This window comes from Psychrobacter sp. 1Y4, assembly GCF_051847555.1.
In genome coordinates, this window is the sequence record NZ_JBPYDE010000006.1 from 193,848 (window position 1) to 210,577 (window position 16,730).

The window sequence follows — 16,730 nt, forward strand, 5'->3', positions numbered from 1 at the left end:
TCGAATGTTTAAGATTTAGGCTCAAAATCAGTAACACTAAATCGCTGGTTTTGAGCTTTTTTATTGATTTTATGAAAATAAAAATTGCTTCAACTCATCCTTATTATCAATAACATCTGCCAAGGTGTATTTTTCGAGAACGGTAATAAATGCCGTTAGTGCCTCAAAAAACACGCCTTTAAGCTGACACGCTGGCGTAATCACACAACCGATGGGTTTGCTGCCTTCTTCGCTGATAAAAGTAATCGGTAATCCTTCTGCACGAGGCTTTTGTTTATCACTATCTCCGGTTGTAGCAAAGCACTCAACCAAATCAAAGTCAGGCTCTATTTGTTTGATCAATACACCCAAATTGATGTCTTTTGGCGCATAAGCCAACCGAATACCACCATTTTTGCCGCGCACACTTTCTATATAACCTAGCTGACCCAATTGATGAATGATCTTGGTCAAATGGCTTTTAGAAATATGATAGCTGCTGGCAATATCGCTAATATTTGCTAGCGTCTCAGGTTCTGGTCTCACTGCTAAGTAAATTAACGAGCGCAGTGCATAATCACTATAGTTGGTCAGTCGCATGTATTTGCGCTCCTATTTAATTAAAATTGCTTAAAAATTTATCCATTCAAACCTAATTGCCATATCTTATCACTCGACCTTTATTATCCAAATAAACCGTCGGGTCTAGGACGTGCAAGCATCGGCAGATAGCTGATGCAAAATAGCACAAAGCAGGCAATCCATGCGCCTTGAGCGATCATAATCCATAACAGATAATGACTCATATCAGCGAGCGGTAGTAGCACACGGCTCATAAATACCAGTACCATCAAGATATACATGATATTTACAGTCTTAGGTGGCTGATGAATACTGCGTCCTGTATGTCCAAGCGATACTCGCGTCATCATTGTAACTGTCATCATGCCAACACCTGCAATCGCTAACCCATGCATAGCAATACTGTGAGCGTAACCTAACCATGGCTGCAGTGCATAGAGCAAAAAACTTAAGCACATACCCATAAATGCGATATATAACGACCATAACAAGGGCTTTTGCCAAATACCGCGGTGATACCAACCAACTAGGCGTACGATGTTGACCACTGCTACCCCAAACGCGGTAACACTAAGCAAGTACGGATTAGGATAAAACACATCAACAATAAAAAACGCCAAAAAGAACAATAGGCTGGCAATATCTTGCACTTTACTATTGCGTAGACTGACGGTTTCTTTGACACCTGCCGCATTAGGCAGACTAAGACCACGTTCAATAAAGAATGGTACAACCCGCCTACCAATCGTCAATACCAAACCGATAATTAAGTAAAAACCCAAGTAGATACCTACTCTGGTCGTACTCATGTCTGCGTTGACAATACCCCAGTAACACAAGCCATTGCCCAACGTTAATAGTGCTAGCTTGGCTAAAATACCCATCTGCTTATATTGCTTTACTTGCAATACTGCTCGAATTATCACAAAAGCCATCGAACCGATAAACAGTAAATCAAACACTGCGGCAGCATATAACAACGATATACTGCTACCCGCAATCGTTATACCCAGCCCAAAAGCCAACCAGCTAAGACGTGCCAGCAACCAGCAGCTAAAAATGCTTAGCAACTTGTAACCATGCGGCATCATCACCCCTGTCCAAGTCTTTACCGCTGTCAGCAAAAACCCTGCGACCACCGCCAAAGCATAACCATAAATCATCTCATGGCCGTGCCAGTACAACGGATTTAAAACCTGCGCATCAATATCAGTATGTCCAGTAAATACAAATGACCACAGCACCATCATCACTATCGCAAATACTGCCGCAGCACTAAAAAAAATGCGAAAGCTTAAATTAAGAATAGGATGCGGAGAGCTTGGTGGCTTGCTAGGTAAATTGATGGATTGCATGACTGCTTTCTCAATCATATAAGGAGATATTTATAAAATTCATTTTATATGAATCTTATAAATTATACAACGAATGACTATAAATATTAATGCTATCTTATCACTGACATTACACACGTCTCATTGACTGTTATGACCTTCGCTGCTTAAATGGTTCACTTCTAGGAGAATACTATGACTGAAGAAAATGCACCGGAAGAAAAGCGCAAAATCGTCAATAAGTTTTTGATGACGCTTACTAAAGAACAGCCGCAAATGTATTATGCAACGACCTCTGAGATCTCTCGTAGCATCCATACGATGATAAAAGAACATACCAATCGTTTGTCGGTAGAAGAGCAAGCGCTCGTTAGAAATATGACTATTGAAGAAATTGAAGCTTTGCTAGGTTTTCATTCTCGATAGCATATTTTTAGATAAAGCAATTCACAATGACACGTGACGCTCATAAAAAAAGACCGCTATAAAAGCGGTCTTTTTTATTATTAATAGTTTCACTCTAATTCAACTAGAAAGCACTATTAAAACGGCTGAATTAAAATGGCTAAATTAAAACGGATATTGACGCGGTTCGTTTTGCATTGATATCCAATGCGTTCTGGTAAACTCTTCAAGTATCCACTCACCATTAAAGCGACCAATACCTGAGTTTTTCTCACCGCCAAACGGTACATTGCTCTCATCGTTGACTGAGATATCATTAATATGGGTCATGCCAGCTCTGATACCACGTGCAAAACACAGACCTTTTTGCATGTCCGATGTAAATACAGCACTAGACAACCCATACATAGAAGCGTTGGCGATCGACAATGCATCGTCTTCATCTTTAGCACGGATGATACCGACCACTGGTCCAAATACCTCATTACACGATAAGTCCATCTCGCGAGACACTTCGGTAAAGATATGCGGCGGTACTACTTGACCTTTAATCTCACCACTCAAAATCATTTTGGCACCTTCTTTCTGTGCTTTAACGATTTTTTCTTTCAGTGATTTGACTTGTTTTTCATTAATGATTGGGCCGACTGCCGTATCTTGCTTATTCGGATCACCGACGTTTAAGGTTTTAACATGCGCCAAGAAGCGCTCTACGAAGTCATCATAAATCTCGTCTTCAACGATAATACGATTGATAGCGATACAGATTTGACCTTGATGGAGGAACTTACCAAAGGCTGCGGCTTTGACTGCTTGCTCAATATCGGCATCTTTTAATACCACAAATGGACTGTTACCACCTAGCTCAAGCGCGACTTGCTTGATGTATTCGCCCCCATTGGCCAGCTCACCAATATGTTTGCCGACTGAGGTTGAACCAGTAAATGATACAAAGCTTGGAATGTCATGAGTGACGATGGCATCCCCTATCTCACTGCCCGCACCGACGACGACGTTGAGTAATCCTTTTGGCAGACCCGCTTCTTCAAATACTTTTGCTAACAATAAACCGCCGGTAATAGGTGTGTCGCTTGCAGGCTTAAGTACGACCGCGTTACCAAGGGCTAGTGCAGGTGCGATAGAACGCTGCGTAAGATGTAGCGGAAAGTTCCATGGGCTAATGACGGCTACGACACCGATTGGCTCACGGTAGACGAAGTTTTCTTTACCAGGCGTATTTGATGCACGAATCTCACCATGGACGCGGTTAGGAAAGCTTGCGGCTTCAAGTGTAATCGCACGCGCACTACCGAACTCCACCATTGCTTTGATACGCGTACTGCCCGACTCTTTGATAAGCCAATCGACAATTTCGTCTTGACGCTGATCTAAGACATTGACGACGTTGTACATTAAACTGGCACGCTCAGCTGGCGTCTTTTGCGCCCATTCTTTTTGTGCAGTAGTTGCCGCTTGATAGGCTTCATCAAGCTGATCTTTCGTAGCCTGTTTGATCTCGACCAGCGTGTCGCCATTATATGGATTGACATTAGTATTGATGCTGTCATCTTGTCCGCTCTGCCACTCACCTGCAATATACTGCAAATGAAAGTCGCTATAGGCGTTGTTATTGCTATCAGTATTATTGGTTGTCATAACTACTATCCTTGATTGGTTGTGATAATTATTAGTGTAATGTTAATTGAAATTATTCTTTATAAAACATTCTGCGAAAATCATAAAAAAGCGCTAGCAAGATTGTAGATCTATATACCTTATATAGGCGATAAAGCTATTAGATCAGAAGCTAAGCTTGCTAGACGACTGGTCTAATGTTAACATAGAAGATAGATAAAACAAGACTGCTTCCGCTCTAAACATTGTTGATAAAACGTAACGTCATAACCATACATCACCTATTTTAATAAACAATAGCACACTAGGAGGGCATTACTATTATGTCTGCTAATGCAACCACGATTCCACCTGATACCAAGACCCATCTTTTAGAAGTAGGCTATCAGCTTATTGCTAAAAAGGGCTTTACCGCTGTTGGCATCAAACAAATTTTAGACACAGCAGGTATTCCGAAAGGCTCTTTTTATCACTACTTTGCGTCAAAAGAAGCCTTTGGGGAAGCCATTATCACGCATTATTTTGAAAATTATAAAATGCGACTAGAGAGTATTGGCGCACAAGATGTCAGTTCTCAGCAAAAGCTGTATGACTACTTCCAAGGCTGGTATGACACTCAGCAAAATGGCTGTGATCATGAGAAGTGCTTAGTCGTCAAGCTCAGTGCTGAAGTTGCTGACATGTCAGAGCCGATGCGTATCGCTTTAAATGCTGGTTATCAACAAACCATTACGTGGCTTGCGGAACAAATCAAAGCTGGCTGGTCGGGTAACTCAGTACCGCAACCTGATAATATCGCAGCTGAGAGCATGGCGAAACGTTGGTACTTTGCATGGCTTGGTGCCAGTTTGATTGCTAAGATTAGTCAAACCAATACGCCACTTGCAGAAGTATGGCAGATGACGACTACTGAGATGGGTCGCTAATAGCGGCTCTTTTCTCTATACCTAGCTCTTTTCTATACTTAACCTCGATTTTGCAAAAGTATTTTTAAGATTTACTATCTTTTAGATATACTCATTTGTTTGTCTCCGGTCACCTAACTCTAGTTCTAACTAAGCCACTCTCAAAATAATCTAAGTAGCGCTTAACAGCATATGTACTACTAGGTTCGCACCCTAAGTTCTGCGCGAATATTTTCGCCTTCCAATTTTTATAATCAGTTTCTCATAAATTATAAATATACGAGAGTTTTGTAAAGAGCACTAGACGACCGGTCTAATTACTGTACAATGCCCACATACACAAAAACGAACTGGATAATTTTCCAGTCCGTTTTACAACTCATATACTCAGTCAGCATTCAATAGATTTTAGGAATTTTATGAAAAACTTTCAATATTACAACCCAGTACGTATCGTCTTCGGTGAAGGTCAAATCGCACAGCTATCAGATTTAGTACCTAATGATGCAAAAGTACTTATTACTTATGGTGGCGGCTCAGCTGAACGTACAGGTACTTTAGATGAAGTCAGAACTGCACTAGCAGCAAGTGGTAGCCGCGAAGTATTTGAGTTTGGCGGTATTGAGCCAAACCCAGAGTTCAATACTTTGCTTAAAGCTGCTGATATGGTTAATGAGCATAACATTGATTTCTTATTAGCGGTTGGCGGTGGTTCAGTCATTGATGGCAGTAAATTTGTCGCGCTCGTGTCCTCACTTACCGAGGACGACAGCACTGTCTCACGTGAAAAAGCATGGGATGCACTGCTCAGTGGTTGTTCAAATATTGATACTGCTATCGATTTGGGTGCCGTATTGACTATTCCAGCGACTGGTTCTGAGATGAATAATGGCGGCGTTGTCAACCATAGTAAACGTCAAGCAAAACTACCTTTCCGTAGTCCACTAGTCTTCCCTAAGTTCTCAATTTTAGATCCTACTAAGACGCTAACCTTGCCTGAACGTCAGGTAATGAATGGGGTTGCTGATGCCTTTGTCCATGTAATGGAACAATATCTTACGTATCCAGTCAATGCGAAAGTGCAAGATGCCTTCGCTGAGAGCTTACTTAAGATCCTAATTGAGGAAGGTGCAGCAGTTAAAGCAGATTCAGAAAACCTAGAAACACGTAAGAATATTATGTGGACGGCAACCATGGCGCTTAACGGCCTCATTGGTACGGGTGTACCACAAGATTGGACGACACACATGATTGGTCACGAATTAACGTCATTACATAGCATTGACCATGCCCGCACCCTTACCATTCTATTGCCATCAGTCCTGCGTGAGCTGAAAGAAAGCAAAAAAGACAAGTTACTTCAATATGCCCGTAACGTTTGGGCTATTGATAGCAATACTGATACAAAACAAGACGACGACAGCATCATCGAGACTGCTATCGTTAAGACTGAGAACTTCTTCCGTAGCCTCGGCCTACCAGTTAGCTTAGCAGATGCTGAATTAGATGAGTCAGCGATTGACCCGATTATCAAGCAGCTTGAAGCGCACAACATGGTAAAACTGGGCGAACATGGTAACAATGACTTAGAAGTATCACGTCGTATCTTAGAGCGTTCATTAACCAGCGCCGCTTAATAGTCGTAAAGTCTTTTAGACGCTGTAAGCTGAGAATATAAGCAAATAACAACAACAACTTTATATAAAACAGCAGCTTTGCATATTGTTTTCATTATTAGTAGCCATTCACTTTTGAGTGGCCGCTAACTTTAAAATCTATACTCTAAAACCAAAACTATACTTTAAAACCTCAAACCAATAAATAAAAAGGATTATTAAAATGAGCTTTGATAAACAACAAAATCAAAAAATAAACCGCCAAATTAAATTGGCGAGTCGCCCTCATGGCGCGCCAAAAGCTGAAAACTTTGACATGACAACCAGCGATATCCCAACCCCAAATGACAGTGAGATGCTGCTACGTACTGTCTATTTGTCATTAGACCCGTATATGCGTGGACGTATGAGCGATGCTAAAAGCTATGCAGATCCTCTAGAAGTGGGTGATGTGATGATGGGCGCAACGGTTGCTCAAGTCGTTGAATCTAACCTTGATAAATTTGCCGTCGGTGATTTGGTTGTATCAAATTCAGGCTGGCAAGACTATAGCGTCAGTAATGGCGAAGGCGTGCTGAAATTAGATAAAGATATGCCAAACCCTTCTTATGGTTTAGGCGTATTGGGTATGCCCGGCTTTACTGGTTATATGGGTTTGACGGATATCGGTAAACCACAAAAAGGTGAGACGCTGGTCGTCGCTGCCGCAACAGGTCCCGTTGGCGCAACGGTTGGTCAAGTTGGTAATCAATATGGCACACGCACCGTTGGTATCGCAGGCGGTAAAGAAAAATGCGACTTCGCTGTCAATGAGCTAGGCTTTGATGTCTGTATTGACCATAAAGCGGACGACTTCGCTGAGCAATTAAAAGCTGCTTGCCCAAATGGTATCGATATCTATTACGAAAATGTCGGCGGTAAAGTATTTGACGCGGTCATGCCATTACTAAACGCTCATGCACGTATCCCAGTATGTGGTCTGGTCTCACAATACAACGCGACTGAACTACCTGATGGCAAGGATCGTTTGAGTGTATTAATGGGCAATGTGTTGAGCCGTCGTCTCACTATTAAAGGCTTTATCATCTTTGAAGAGTATGGCGATCACTTCCCAGAGTTCCTCAAAACCATGAGCAAATGGGTAGAGTCAGGTGATGTTAAAACCAAAGAATCCATCGCTGAAGGCTTAGACGATGCACCAAATGCCTTTGTTCGTATGCTAAATGGCGATAACTTCGGTAAAACAGTAGTCAAAGTAGCTGACGTTAAATAATCAAGATTTGTTAACGAAATTTAAGTCAGTGGTAAATAACGACTTAACAACACAACTTGTTAAGACAACTACTGAAAATGACATCTTTACCATGAATACTGTTACATGGATACGGCTAGCAGTCACCGTTAATACAACTACTGATTAAGTATAATTATTTAACGTGACTGCTAACCATCAATAATTTAAAAATCACTTTAATAGAAAAGGACAACTATGAATATTTTAATGGTACTAACTTCACACGATGAATTGGGTGATACCGGTAAAAAAACTGGCTTTTGGCTAGAAGAATTTGCAGCCCCTTACTATGCTTTTCTTGATGCTGGGGTCAATGTAACCCTTGCCTCTCCTGCTGGTGGTCAGCCACCACTTGATCCTAGTAGCGATACTGAAGATGCGCAAACGAAAGATACCAAGCGTTTTAAAGAAGACACCGATGCGCAAAAACATCTTGCCAACACCAAAAAACTTGCTGACATGAAAGCAGAAGACTTCGACTCAGTATTCTATCCTGGTGGTCATGGCCCATTATGGGATTTGGCAGTCGACAAAGACTCTATCAATTTGATTGAGACTTTTGTGAAGCAAGATAAGCCTGTTGCCTTTGTTTGTCACTCTCCTGCCGCACTCAAAAACGTCAAGGTTGACGGTGAGTACTTGGTAAAAGGCAAGACAGTTACTGGCTTTACCAACACTGAAGAAGAAGCGGTTGGCCTTACCGATGTGGTGCCATTCCTAGTAGAAGATGCACTGATAGCCAATGGTGGCAACTATGAAAAAACCGCTGATTGGGAATCGTTTGTGGTCGAAGATGGTCTGCTCATCACAGGTCAGAATCCAGCCTCATCAGAAGAAGCCGCCAAACGTTTGATTGCTAAGCTTAAAGGCTAATAGCATTCGATGATTAATACCACATACTAAGCAAAAAAGGCCAATATTATGATTCGTTTACATCATCTTAATCAATCGCGCTCGCTACGTACGCTTTGGCTCTTAGAAGAGCTTGGCGAACCCTATGAGATTGTCAGTTATCAACGTGATGCCAACACCAACTTGGCACCGGACAGTCTTAAAGCAGTACACCCACTTGGTAAATCGCCCGTTATCGAAATAGATGGGGTGATGTATGCAGAATCAGGAGCGATCACCCAAATATTAATTGAGCGCTTTGCACCTGAGAGTTTGCGTCCTGCTACAGATAGCAGCGACTATGGACATTATCTACAATGGATAGATTTTGCTGAAAGCTCGCTCATGGTGCCTTTATTGCTTGAATTGTTTATTAATAAAGCCGGCATCAACAATAATGAGTTTTTGAATGGCTATATCGGTGCAGAAAAACACAAGCTGCTTAACTATCTAAATGATGAAGTAAAGGATAAATCCTTTATCGTTGGCAACAAGTTAAGTGGTGCGGACTTCATGCTATCGTTTGATTTGATTATGCTGGCTAAGCGTAAACAGCTAGAGGATTATCCTCATATCAAGCAATATGCATTACAGCTTGCTAATATTGATAGCTATCAAAGCGCAATGCGTCTTGAAGCCGAGCATGACCAATCAAGCTCAGTATAGAATCATTTAAGTAATTCTTGAAACTGACAGTTATTCTGATGATTCTATATAGATTACTACTTAATCATCTCGACAGCGCCTTAAATACCATATGCCGAATATGATAAAATAGCTCAAGTGTATCTTGAGCTATTTTTTTGTCCTATTATTGATCATCGTCAGTCAATACTTGCAAGGCCGTAGTTTATAAACGGCTTACAAGCTCTGATAAGACTTTATTTATTCATCCATGCCTATTACCTCTATCCTTGAGTACTGAATATGAGTGCTGAATACCAATTTAAGCCCCATGAACAGCCGTTTATGTTGGGCTCTCCTGCTACCCCTGATCATCCTACACGTCGCAAGGTACTCTACTTACTCATCGGTATCTTTATCGGTCTAACCGCCAGTTTTCAAAACGGCTTATTGGTCGCTAACCTTACTCAAATTCAAGGTGACATGGGCTTAACCCCTGTTGAAGGCGGCTGGATATCTGTCGCTTATAACATGACCAATGTTTGCATTACTGTCTTGCTTTATAAAATACGTCAGCAGTTTGGTATGTCGTTGTTTAGCAAAATTACCTTATTCTTTTTGTTATCAGCGACTAGTATGCAGTGGTTGGTTAGTAGCAACCTATTATCTGGTGCGACTGGCATTAGTATTGAGCCTTACTATTTAGAACTTATCGCGCGTGGCTTTAGTGGGGTGGTAGCTAGTGCGATGACAGTATTGTCTATTTTTTATTGTCTACAAGGCATGCCTACTGCGCGGCGCATTAGTGGACTGATTTTAGGATTTGGTCTGGTGCAGTTTGGTATTCCGCTATCACGTATTATCTCACCTTATTTAGCGATTGATGGTCAACTTGAAAATTTGTTTTTGTTTGAGTTTGGCCTTGCACTGATATGTTTTGGGCTTATTAATATTCTTGAGCTGCCACCTGGTAATACCGAAAAGGTATTTGAAAAGCTTGATATCCTGAGCTTTGCCTTTTTTGCCACAGGTCTTGCCGCATTATCTGTGTTCTTGGTGCAAGGACGGATTTTATGGTGGACGACACCTTGGTTAAGTTATCCACTAATCATTTCAGTAGCCACGATAGCTATTGCTTTATGGATTGAAACGCATCGCAAGAGTCCTATGCTACAAGTGCGCTGGATGCGTAGCCGTACTATCATCGCATTTATGATAACAGGCGCTGTGATGCGTATTTTGCTATCAGAACAAAACGTTGGTGCAGCAGGACTACTGGCCAATTTAGGTTATGGCAATGATCAGCTGGTTGTTTTTTATGCAGTGATATTGGTCGCTAGCGCACTAGCATTAGTGCTGAGTATTTTTAAGACCAATGCAATGGATTTACGTCGTCCAGTTATTTTTTCTGTTGGCCTGATTGCTGTTGGTGCTTGGCTAGATACAGGCGTATCTCTAAACTCTGCGCCATATATGTTTTATCTTAGTCAGTTTATGATCGCTTTTGCTGCGGTATATTTTATGGGGCCTATGGTATTTGAAGGTATGTTTCGTGCGATTGCCAACGGTCCAGCTTACATTATCAGCTTTTCAGTCATCTTTGGAATTTCCCAAACCGTGGGAGGCTTAGCAGGCGCGGCAGGCATTCAAGCCTTTACGACCATTCGCACCCAAATGCACTATGCTGATATGGTCAGCTCAATGAATGAAGTTAATACTGCTGCGCTGCCACAAATACTACAAGGCATTCAGCGTCAAGCAGCGGTCGCCGCCTATGATGATTTGTTCTTTTTGATGGCAGTGAGCGCCACTATCGCGACCCTATACTTATTGATAGTTTATTTTTATTATCGTTATCATAAGCGCAATCCGCTTGGCAAGGAGCTGGCCGCATTAGCAGAGATGATGGGCAAGAAATAGCGGATAGTGTGAATTTTATTGGGTGTTCTACCTCTACTATTACCTTACGATTATTTTTTAAAGTTACTTACTATGTTTAATAAATTCCTTGGGAGTGCATCATGAATGACAAAAAACCTTCTTATGGCTCTAATGATGCACACATGCCTAACAAAGCGTCTGAACAACAAATCGCTACGCCTGTGGACTCGTCAGCCGAGACCCGCAACATACCTGAGCCTGCAACTACCAAGCTTGAGACATCTGAGCACCAAACAACCGCTGTCTTAAATAAACCTGAAGACTCCAATGATAAGATAAATACAGATGGCGTAACCGTTGAAACGGGAAATGACACACCGATGCCGCCCACTGAACCTATTCCTGCACCTACAGGCTGGTCACCAAAAAAGAAATCACTATTTAATTTGGTTTTGCTTGTTGGGTTGATTGTTATTGGTATAGCGTTGATCCTATATGCGTGGAAACTGCCACCTTTCACACCAACGCTGCAGCAGACCGACAACGCCTTTGTTAAGGGCCAAACCACTATTATTAGCCCACAAGTCTCAGGCTACGTGACAGAAGTTGCCGTACAAGATTTTGAAAATGTGCAAGCAGGCGATCTGCTCGTCAAGATCGATGATCGTGCCTTTCAGCAGCAGCTGGAACAAGCGCAGGCGAACATCGAAATAGCAGACACCGATCGCTTAAGCAACGTGCAAGATACGCAGTCAAGTCAGGCGCAAATCGAAGCACGCGAGGCTGACTTATATAGTGCTAAAGTCAGTGTTAATAGCGCACGTGAAGATGTCAAACGCTATGAAGGACTTGATGCGATTGGCGCTGTGTCTAAGGCGGATGTTGCCCATACAAAAGCTCAGCTGGCTCAAGCACAGGCGAGCGTACAGCAAGCTGAGGCCAATTTACAAGTAGCAATTGAGGCCAGTAAAAAAACCAGTAATAGTCGCTCCTCACTTGATGCCAATATCAAAAACGCGGCAGCTGGTGCCAAGCAAGCGCAGATCAATCTAGAAAATACGATTATTACCGCGCCTGAATCAGGTCAACTGAGCCAAGTTAGCGTCAAGACTGGACAATACGTTAGTGCTGGTACACAGCTGATGTATATTGTTCCAAAAGGCGTCTGGGTTATTGCCAATTTTAAAGAAACTCAAGTTGCAAATATGACTGTCGGTGAGCCTGCTACTGTTCATGTCGATGCTTTAGGCGGTACCGAATTTTACGGTCATGTCAGTAACATCTCGCCAGCAACAGGAAGCGAATTTAGCGCGGGTGCATCTAATCCTGCTACTGGTAACTACATTAAGATTGCTCAGCGCATTCCGGTACGTATTGACTTAGATCAAGACCAAGCAGCGCTGGCACAGTTACGTCCTGGCATGTCAGTGTCAGCAAGTGTTGATACCAAAGAATAGCGCTATACAGTGTACGATGTAGCCATAAAAGGCCATGCTATAGCTTGTGTTAACACAAGCTATAGCATGGCCTTTTATGGCTACATTTTTATTATTAACGATATATCAGAGTATCAGATTATGGTAATAATCGCTTGGTAGACCAGCTAGCATCGTTTTTATTCATATTATTGCTATTACTATCACGAGTATAGACAATGCGATCATGCATGCGGCTGGCACGTCCCTGCCAAAACTCTATCTCATGAATAGTAATCTCGTAACCACCCCAAAATTCTGGCGTTGGTACTTGGCTGTTTTCTGGATAGTCGTTTTGCAGCGTCTCAAACGTTTGTTCCATCACTTCACGATTAGCCACTTCACCGCTTTGTGGTTGGCTGACCCACGCGCCTACTTGGCTATCATGCGGACGCTTTTGAAAATAAGCGGCAGATTTATCGGTATCTATTTTAGCAACACTACCACTAATGCGAATTTGACGCTCAAGCTCATGCCAAAAGAACAGTACCTCAGCATTAGGGTTCTCGCTGATATCTTGACCTTTAGCGCTTTCGTAATTGGTATAAAACACAATACCAGTATCGGTAATCTCGCGCATAAGGACGATACGAACGCTCGGTTTTTGGTCTGTACCGCAAGTTGCTAGGCTCATAGCGTATGGCTCTTGTACTTGCTGCGCTATCGCCTCATCCATCCAAGTTTTTAGCAGCTCAAACGGTGATGCTGGTATTGATTGCTGATCAAGACTGCCTTTTTCGTATGACAAACGCTGGTCAGTAAAGTCCATGCTCACTCTATTCCCTTATCTTAAGATCATTATATTAAACGGTTAACCTAGTACTGCTTTGATTTTATCTGCTAAGTCGTTAGCCATGACATCACATTCAATCTCATCATCTGACTCAACCATCACTCGAATCATAGGCTCTGTACCTGATTGACGAATAAGCAGACGACCTCGACCTTCCAAAGTAGCTTGTGCTTTATCAAAAGCTTGCACCAACTCTTCTTGCTCATAAGGATCTTGCATTTGATTCAAGCGGACATTGACAAGCTTTTGCGGTAAGATTTCAAACCCTTCTGTTAGCTCACTTAATGCTTTGCCCTCTGATTGCATAACGGCAAGTACTTGCAGGCTTGCAATAATGGCGTCACCGGTACGGCTTTTATCCAAACATAATATATGCCCTGATGGCTCGCCGCCTAATAACCAATCATTGGCGGCAAGCTCTTGCATAACATAGCGATCACCGACTTTCGCACGAGTAAACTCAATTCCTGCATTTTGTAGTGCAAGCTCTAGGCCCATATTACTCATCAAGGTTCCAACAACGCCTTTAACACGTGACTGTCCTTGAGTAGCAAGCACATATAGGATGCCATCACCATCAACCAGCTTACCCGTTTCGTCTACCATGACGATACGGTCTCCATCTCCATCTAGTGCAATGCCAACGTCTGCATCATATTCTAATACCGCTTTTTGCAGACCTTCAGGATGTGTTGAGCCACAGTCGGCATTAATATTGATACCATCAGGCTTATTATTAATAGGTATTACAGTAGCGCCAAGCTCACGCATGACTCTTGGGGCGACGCTATAGCCTGCACCATTGGCGCAATCTACGACAACAGTCAAATGACTCAAATCATATTGATAAGGAAAAGTTCCTTTACAAAATTCGATGTAGCGACCTGTAGCATCATTGATACGAGTATGCTTACCCAACTGCGATGGATCTATGATAGGCATCAGTAAGTCGTCGTTAGTAGGATTCATCATCGCTTGCAATTTATCGTTGATAGCATCTTGCATCTCATCAGTTAGCTTTTTGCCATCGCCTGAAAACAGCTTGATACCGTTATCATAGTAAGGGTTATGCGAGGCTGAAATAACAACACCAGCATCAGCATGAAAGCTACGAGTAATATGCGCAATAGCTGGTGTGGGTAGCGGACCTAGCATATGTACATCGACGCCTGCTGCGTTAAAGCCTGCTTGCAGTGCTCCCTCAATCACATAACCTGAAAGACGGGTGTCTTTACCGATGACCACACTAGGTTTACGATTAGGATTATCATTATTCTCTATAAGCACCCGTCCTGTTACATAGCCCAATTTTAAAATAAAATCTGGTGTAATAGGTAGTTGTCCAAATTTTCCACGTATACCATCGGTGCCAAAATAGCTCATTATGATTATATCCTTGTGATAGCTGTTAGAGATAACAGAATCCAAACGCCTTTAGGCATGATAGTCTGTCCACTAAATTTATTTTATAAAAAAAGCCAACAATACACGAGCATTGTTGACTGTTGTATTCTAAGACATTATATATCAAAGAATGAATATTTAAAGCGCTAATTTGGTTAATACGTCAGTTTAGTCCACACGATAGTTTGGTGCTTCTTTAGTAATCTGTACATCATGGACGTGCGACTCTTTCATACCCGCTGAAGTGACTTTGATAAATTGCGGTTTGGTACGCATATCTTCGATGGTTGCTGAGCCTGTATAACCCATTGATGAGCGCAGACCACCGACCAATTGATTGACAATACCAGCGACTGGACCTTTATAAGGAACACGGCCCTCGATACCTTCTGGCACAAGCTTCTCTACACCATCTTTGGCATCTTGGAAATAACGATCTGACGAACCGTTTGATCCTGACATCGCGCCAAGACTGCCCATGCCGCGGTACGCTTTATAATAACGGCCTTGAAATAGCTCCACTTCGCCCGGCGCTTCTTCAGTACCAGCCATAAGCGAGCCTACCATAATACAAGACGCACCAGCAGCGATGGCTTTTGCCATATCGCCTGAGTAGCGAATACCCCCATCAGCAATCAATGGAATACTATCTTGTAAGGCACTAGCAACGTTGTCAATCGCTGAGATTTGTGGCACACCGATACCAGCGATAATACGCGTCGTACAGATAGAGCCAGGACCAATACCTACTTTAACTGCATCAGCACCTGCATCACGCAATGCTTTGGCCGCATCACCCGTTGCGATATTACCACCGATAACCTGCACATTCGGATAGTTTTTCTTGATCCAAGAAACCTTATCCACCACTCCTTTTGAGTGACCATGAGCTGTATCTACCACGATAACATCTACGTCAGCGTCGATTAATGCCTCAACGCGCGCTTGCGTATCTGCGCCTGTACCGACAGCGGCACCAACACGTAAGCGACCTTGATCATCTTTACAAGCATTGGGATTATTTTCGGCTTTGGCAAAGTCATTGACCGTGATTAGACCACGCAAGCGAAATTCATCATCAATAACGATGACTTTTTCGATACGATGCTCATGAAGTAGTTTTTTGATATTTTCATTACTTTCGCCTTCATGAACGGTGACCAATTGCTCTTTTGGCGTCATGATATGGCTAACAGGCAACGACAAATTAGTTTCAAAGCGCCAATCACGATGAGTCACGATACCAACGACTTTATCTGTGCCCTTCTCTACCACAGGCACACCAGAGATGTTGTTATCTTGGGTCAACTTTAATAAGTCACCGATGGTCATCTCAGGATGTACCGTAATAGGGTCAACCACTGTACCTGCTTCAAACTTTTTGACACGGCGTACTTGCGTGGCTTGTTTGACGATATCCATACTTTTATGCAAGATACCCATCCCGCCTAACTGTGCCATAGTGATTGCCATCTCAGACTCAGTTACCGTGTCCATAGCAGCAGATACTAGCGGTAAATTAAGGGTGATGTTTTTGGTCAAACGCGTAGACAAGTTGGCAGTTTTTGGCAGGACTTCAGAATAGGCTGGTAACAATAAAACGTCATCAAAGGTTAAGGCTTCATCGACAATTCGCAACATACAGACCTCTAGTGGTGGTTATTTTGATGGGCGGGATACTCGTATTAAGACGGTCTATCAAGAGTACCAATGCAACTTTATGATATCTAATCTTTAGCTAAAGACTTTATCTCACAATACTTTGGTTTATAAGGCTTTGAACAGTAAACAATGTACCAGTTAAATAAAACACTAGAAGATTGCCATTCATTTACCATTTGTTGGTTAGCGCAAATATAGCGTCGCCTTACTTTTGCTGTCTTAATTATCCCTTAAAAATAACGCCATATTA

At 42.3% G+C, this 16,730-nt stretch carries 14 protein-coding genes; 8 read left to right on the forward strand and 6 right to left on the reverse strand.

The genetic code is table 11. The features are described from left to right. Positions 1 to 69: 69 nt before the first annotated feature. Positions 70 to 579, reverse strand: coding sequence for an Rrf2 family transcriptional regulator (locus tag ACS8FC_RS07280; protein ID WP_439296310.1), 510 nt, complete (start codon positions 577 to 579; stop codon positions 70 to 72). 83 nt (positions 580 to 662) lie between these two features. Further along, positions 663 to 1,934, reverse strand: a complete 1,272-nt coding sequence (locus tag ACS8FC_RS07285) for an NnrS family protein (RefSeq protein ID WP_439296311.1) — start codon at positions 1,932 to 1,934, stop codon at positions 663 to 665. Between the two features lie 156 nt (positions 1,935 to 2,090). Between ACS8FC_RS07285 and ACS8FC_RS07290 the strand changes: the two genes are divergently transcribed. Continuing rightward, positions 2,091 to 2,321 carry a hypothetical protein gene (locus ACS8FC_RS07290; protein WP_068327145.1) on the forward strand — a complete coding sequence of 77 codons (231 nt, stop codon included), beginning with the start codon at positions 2,091 to 2,093 and terminating at the stop codon, positions 2,319 to 2,321. A gap of 144 nt (positions 2,322 to 2,465) precedes the next feature. Here the strand turns inward: ACS8FC_RS07290 and ACS8FC_RS07295 are convergent, their stop codons facing one another. After that, positions 2,466 to 3,956, reverse strand: a complete 1,491-nt coding sequence (locus tag ACS8FC_RS07295) for an aldehyde dehydrogenase family protein (protein WP_439296312.1) — start codon at positions 3,954 to 3,956, stop codon at positions 2,466 to 2,468. Between the two features lie 302 nt (positions 3,957 to 4,258). Here ACS8FC_RS07295 and ACS8FC_RS07300 point away from each other — a divergent pair, with 302 nt between their 5' ends. The 7 genes from ACS8FC_RS07300 (at position 4,259) to ACS8FC_RS07330 (ending at position 12,603) form a co-directional block, all read left to right on the forward strand. Beyond that, entirely contained in the window at positions 4,259 to 4,861 is a 603-nt protein-coding gene (locus ACS8FC_RS07300) for a TetR/AcrR family transcriptional regulator (RefSeq protein WP_439296313.1), read from the forward strand. A 398-nt stretch (positions 4,862 to 5,259) separates the two neighbouring features. Continuing rightward, a complete protein-coding gene (locus ACS8FC_RS07305) occupies positions 5,260 to 6,477 on the forward strand; it encodes an iron-containing alcohol dehydrogenase (RefSeq protein ID WP_439296314.1) in 1,218 nt (405 codons plus the stop codon). 202 nt (positions 6,478 to 6,679) lie between these two features. Beyond that, complete coding sequence (locus ACS8FC_RS07310; RefSeq protein ID WP_439296315.1) at positions 6,680 to 7,729, forward strand: NADP-dependent oxidoreductase; 1,050 nt, start codon at positions 6,680 to 6,682, stop codon at positions 7,727 to 7,729. A 216-nt stretch (positions 7,730 to 7,945) separates the two neighbouring features. Next, a complete protein-coding gene (locus ACS8FC_RS07315) occupies positions 7,946 to 8,623 on the forward strand; it encodes a type 1 glutamine amidotransferase domain-containing protein (protein ID WP_439261600.1) in 678 nt (225 codons plus the stop codon). Positions 8,624 to 8,671: 48 nt separating this feature from the next. Continuing rightward, a complete protein-coding gene (locus tag ACS8FC_RS07320; RefSeq protein WP_439261601.1) occupies positions 8,672 to 9,307 on the forward strand; it encodes a glutathione S-transferase family protein in 636 nt (211 codons plus the stop codon). Positions 9,308 to 9,568: 261 nt separating this feature from the next. Further along, positions 9,569 to 11,185, forward strand: a complete 1,617-nt coding sequence (locus ACS8FC_RS07325) for an efflux MFS transporter permease (protein WP_439296316.1) — start codon at positions 9,569 to 9,571, stop codon at positions 11,183 to 11,185. A gap of 101 nt (positions 11,186 to 11,286) precedes the next feature. After that, entirely contained in the window at positions 11,287 to 12,603 is a 1,317-nt protein-coding gene (locus ACS8FC_RS07330) for an HlyD family secretion protein (protein WP_439296317.1), read from the forward strand. Positions 12,604 to 12,721: 118 nt separating this feature from the next. Here the strand turns inward: ACS8FC_RS07330 and pdxH are convergent, their stop codons facing one another. The 3 genes from pdxH to guaB form a co-directional block, all read right to left on the reverse strand. After that, entirely contained in the window at positions 12,722 to 13,390 is a 669-nt protein-coding gene (gene pdxH / locus ACS8FC_RS07335; protein ID WP_439261604.1) for a pyridoxamine 5'-phosphate oxidase, read from the reverse strand. Between the two features lie 42 nt (positions 13,391 to 13,432). After that, a complete protein-coding gene (gene glmM / locus ACS8FC_RS07340) occupies positions 13,433 to 14,797 on the reverse strand; it encodes a phosphoglucosamine mutase (protein ID WP_058368541.1) in 1,365 nt (454 codons plus the stop codon). Between the two features lie 189 nt (positions 14,798 to 14,986). Beyond that, a complete protein-coding gene (gene guaB, locus ACS8FC_RS07345) occupies positions 14,987 to 16,459 on the reverse strand; it encodes an IMP dehydrogenase (protein WP_058368540.1) in 1,473 nt (490 codons plus the stop codon). Between the last annotated feature and the right edge of the window lie 271 nt (positions 16,460 to 16,730).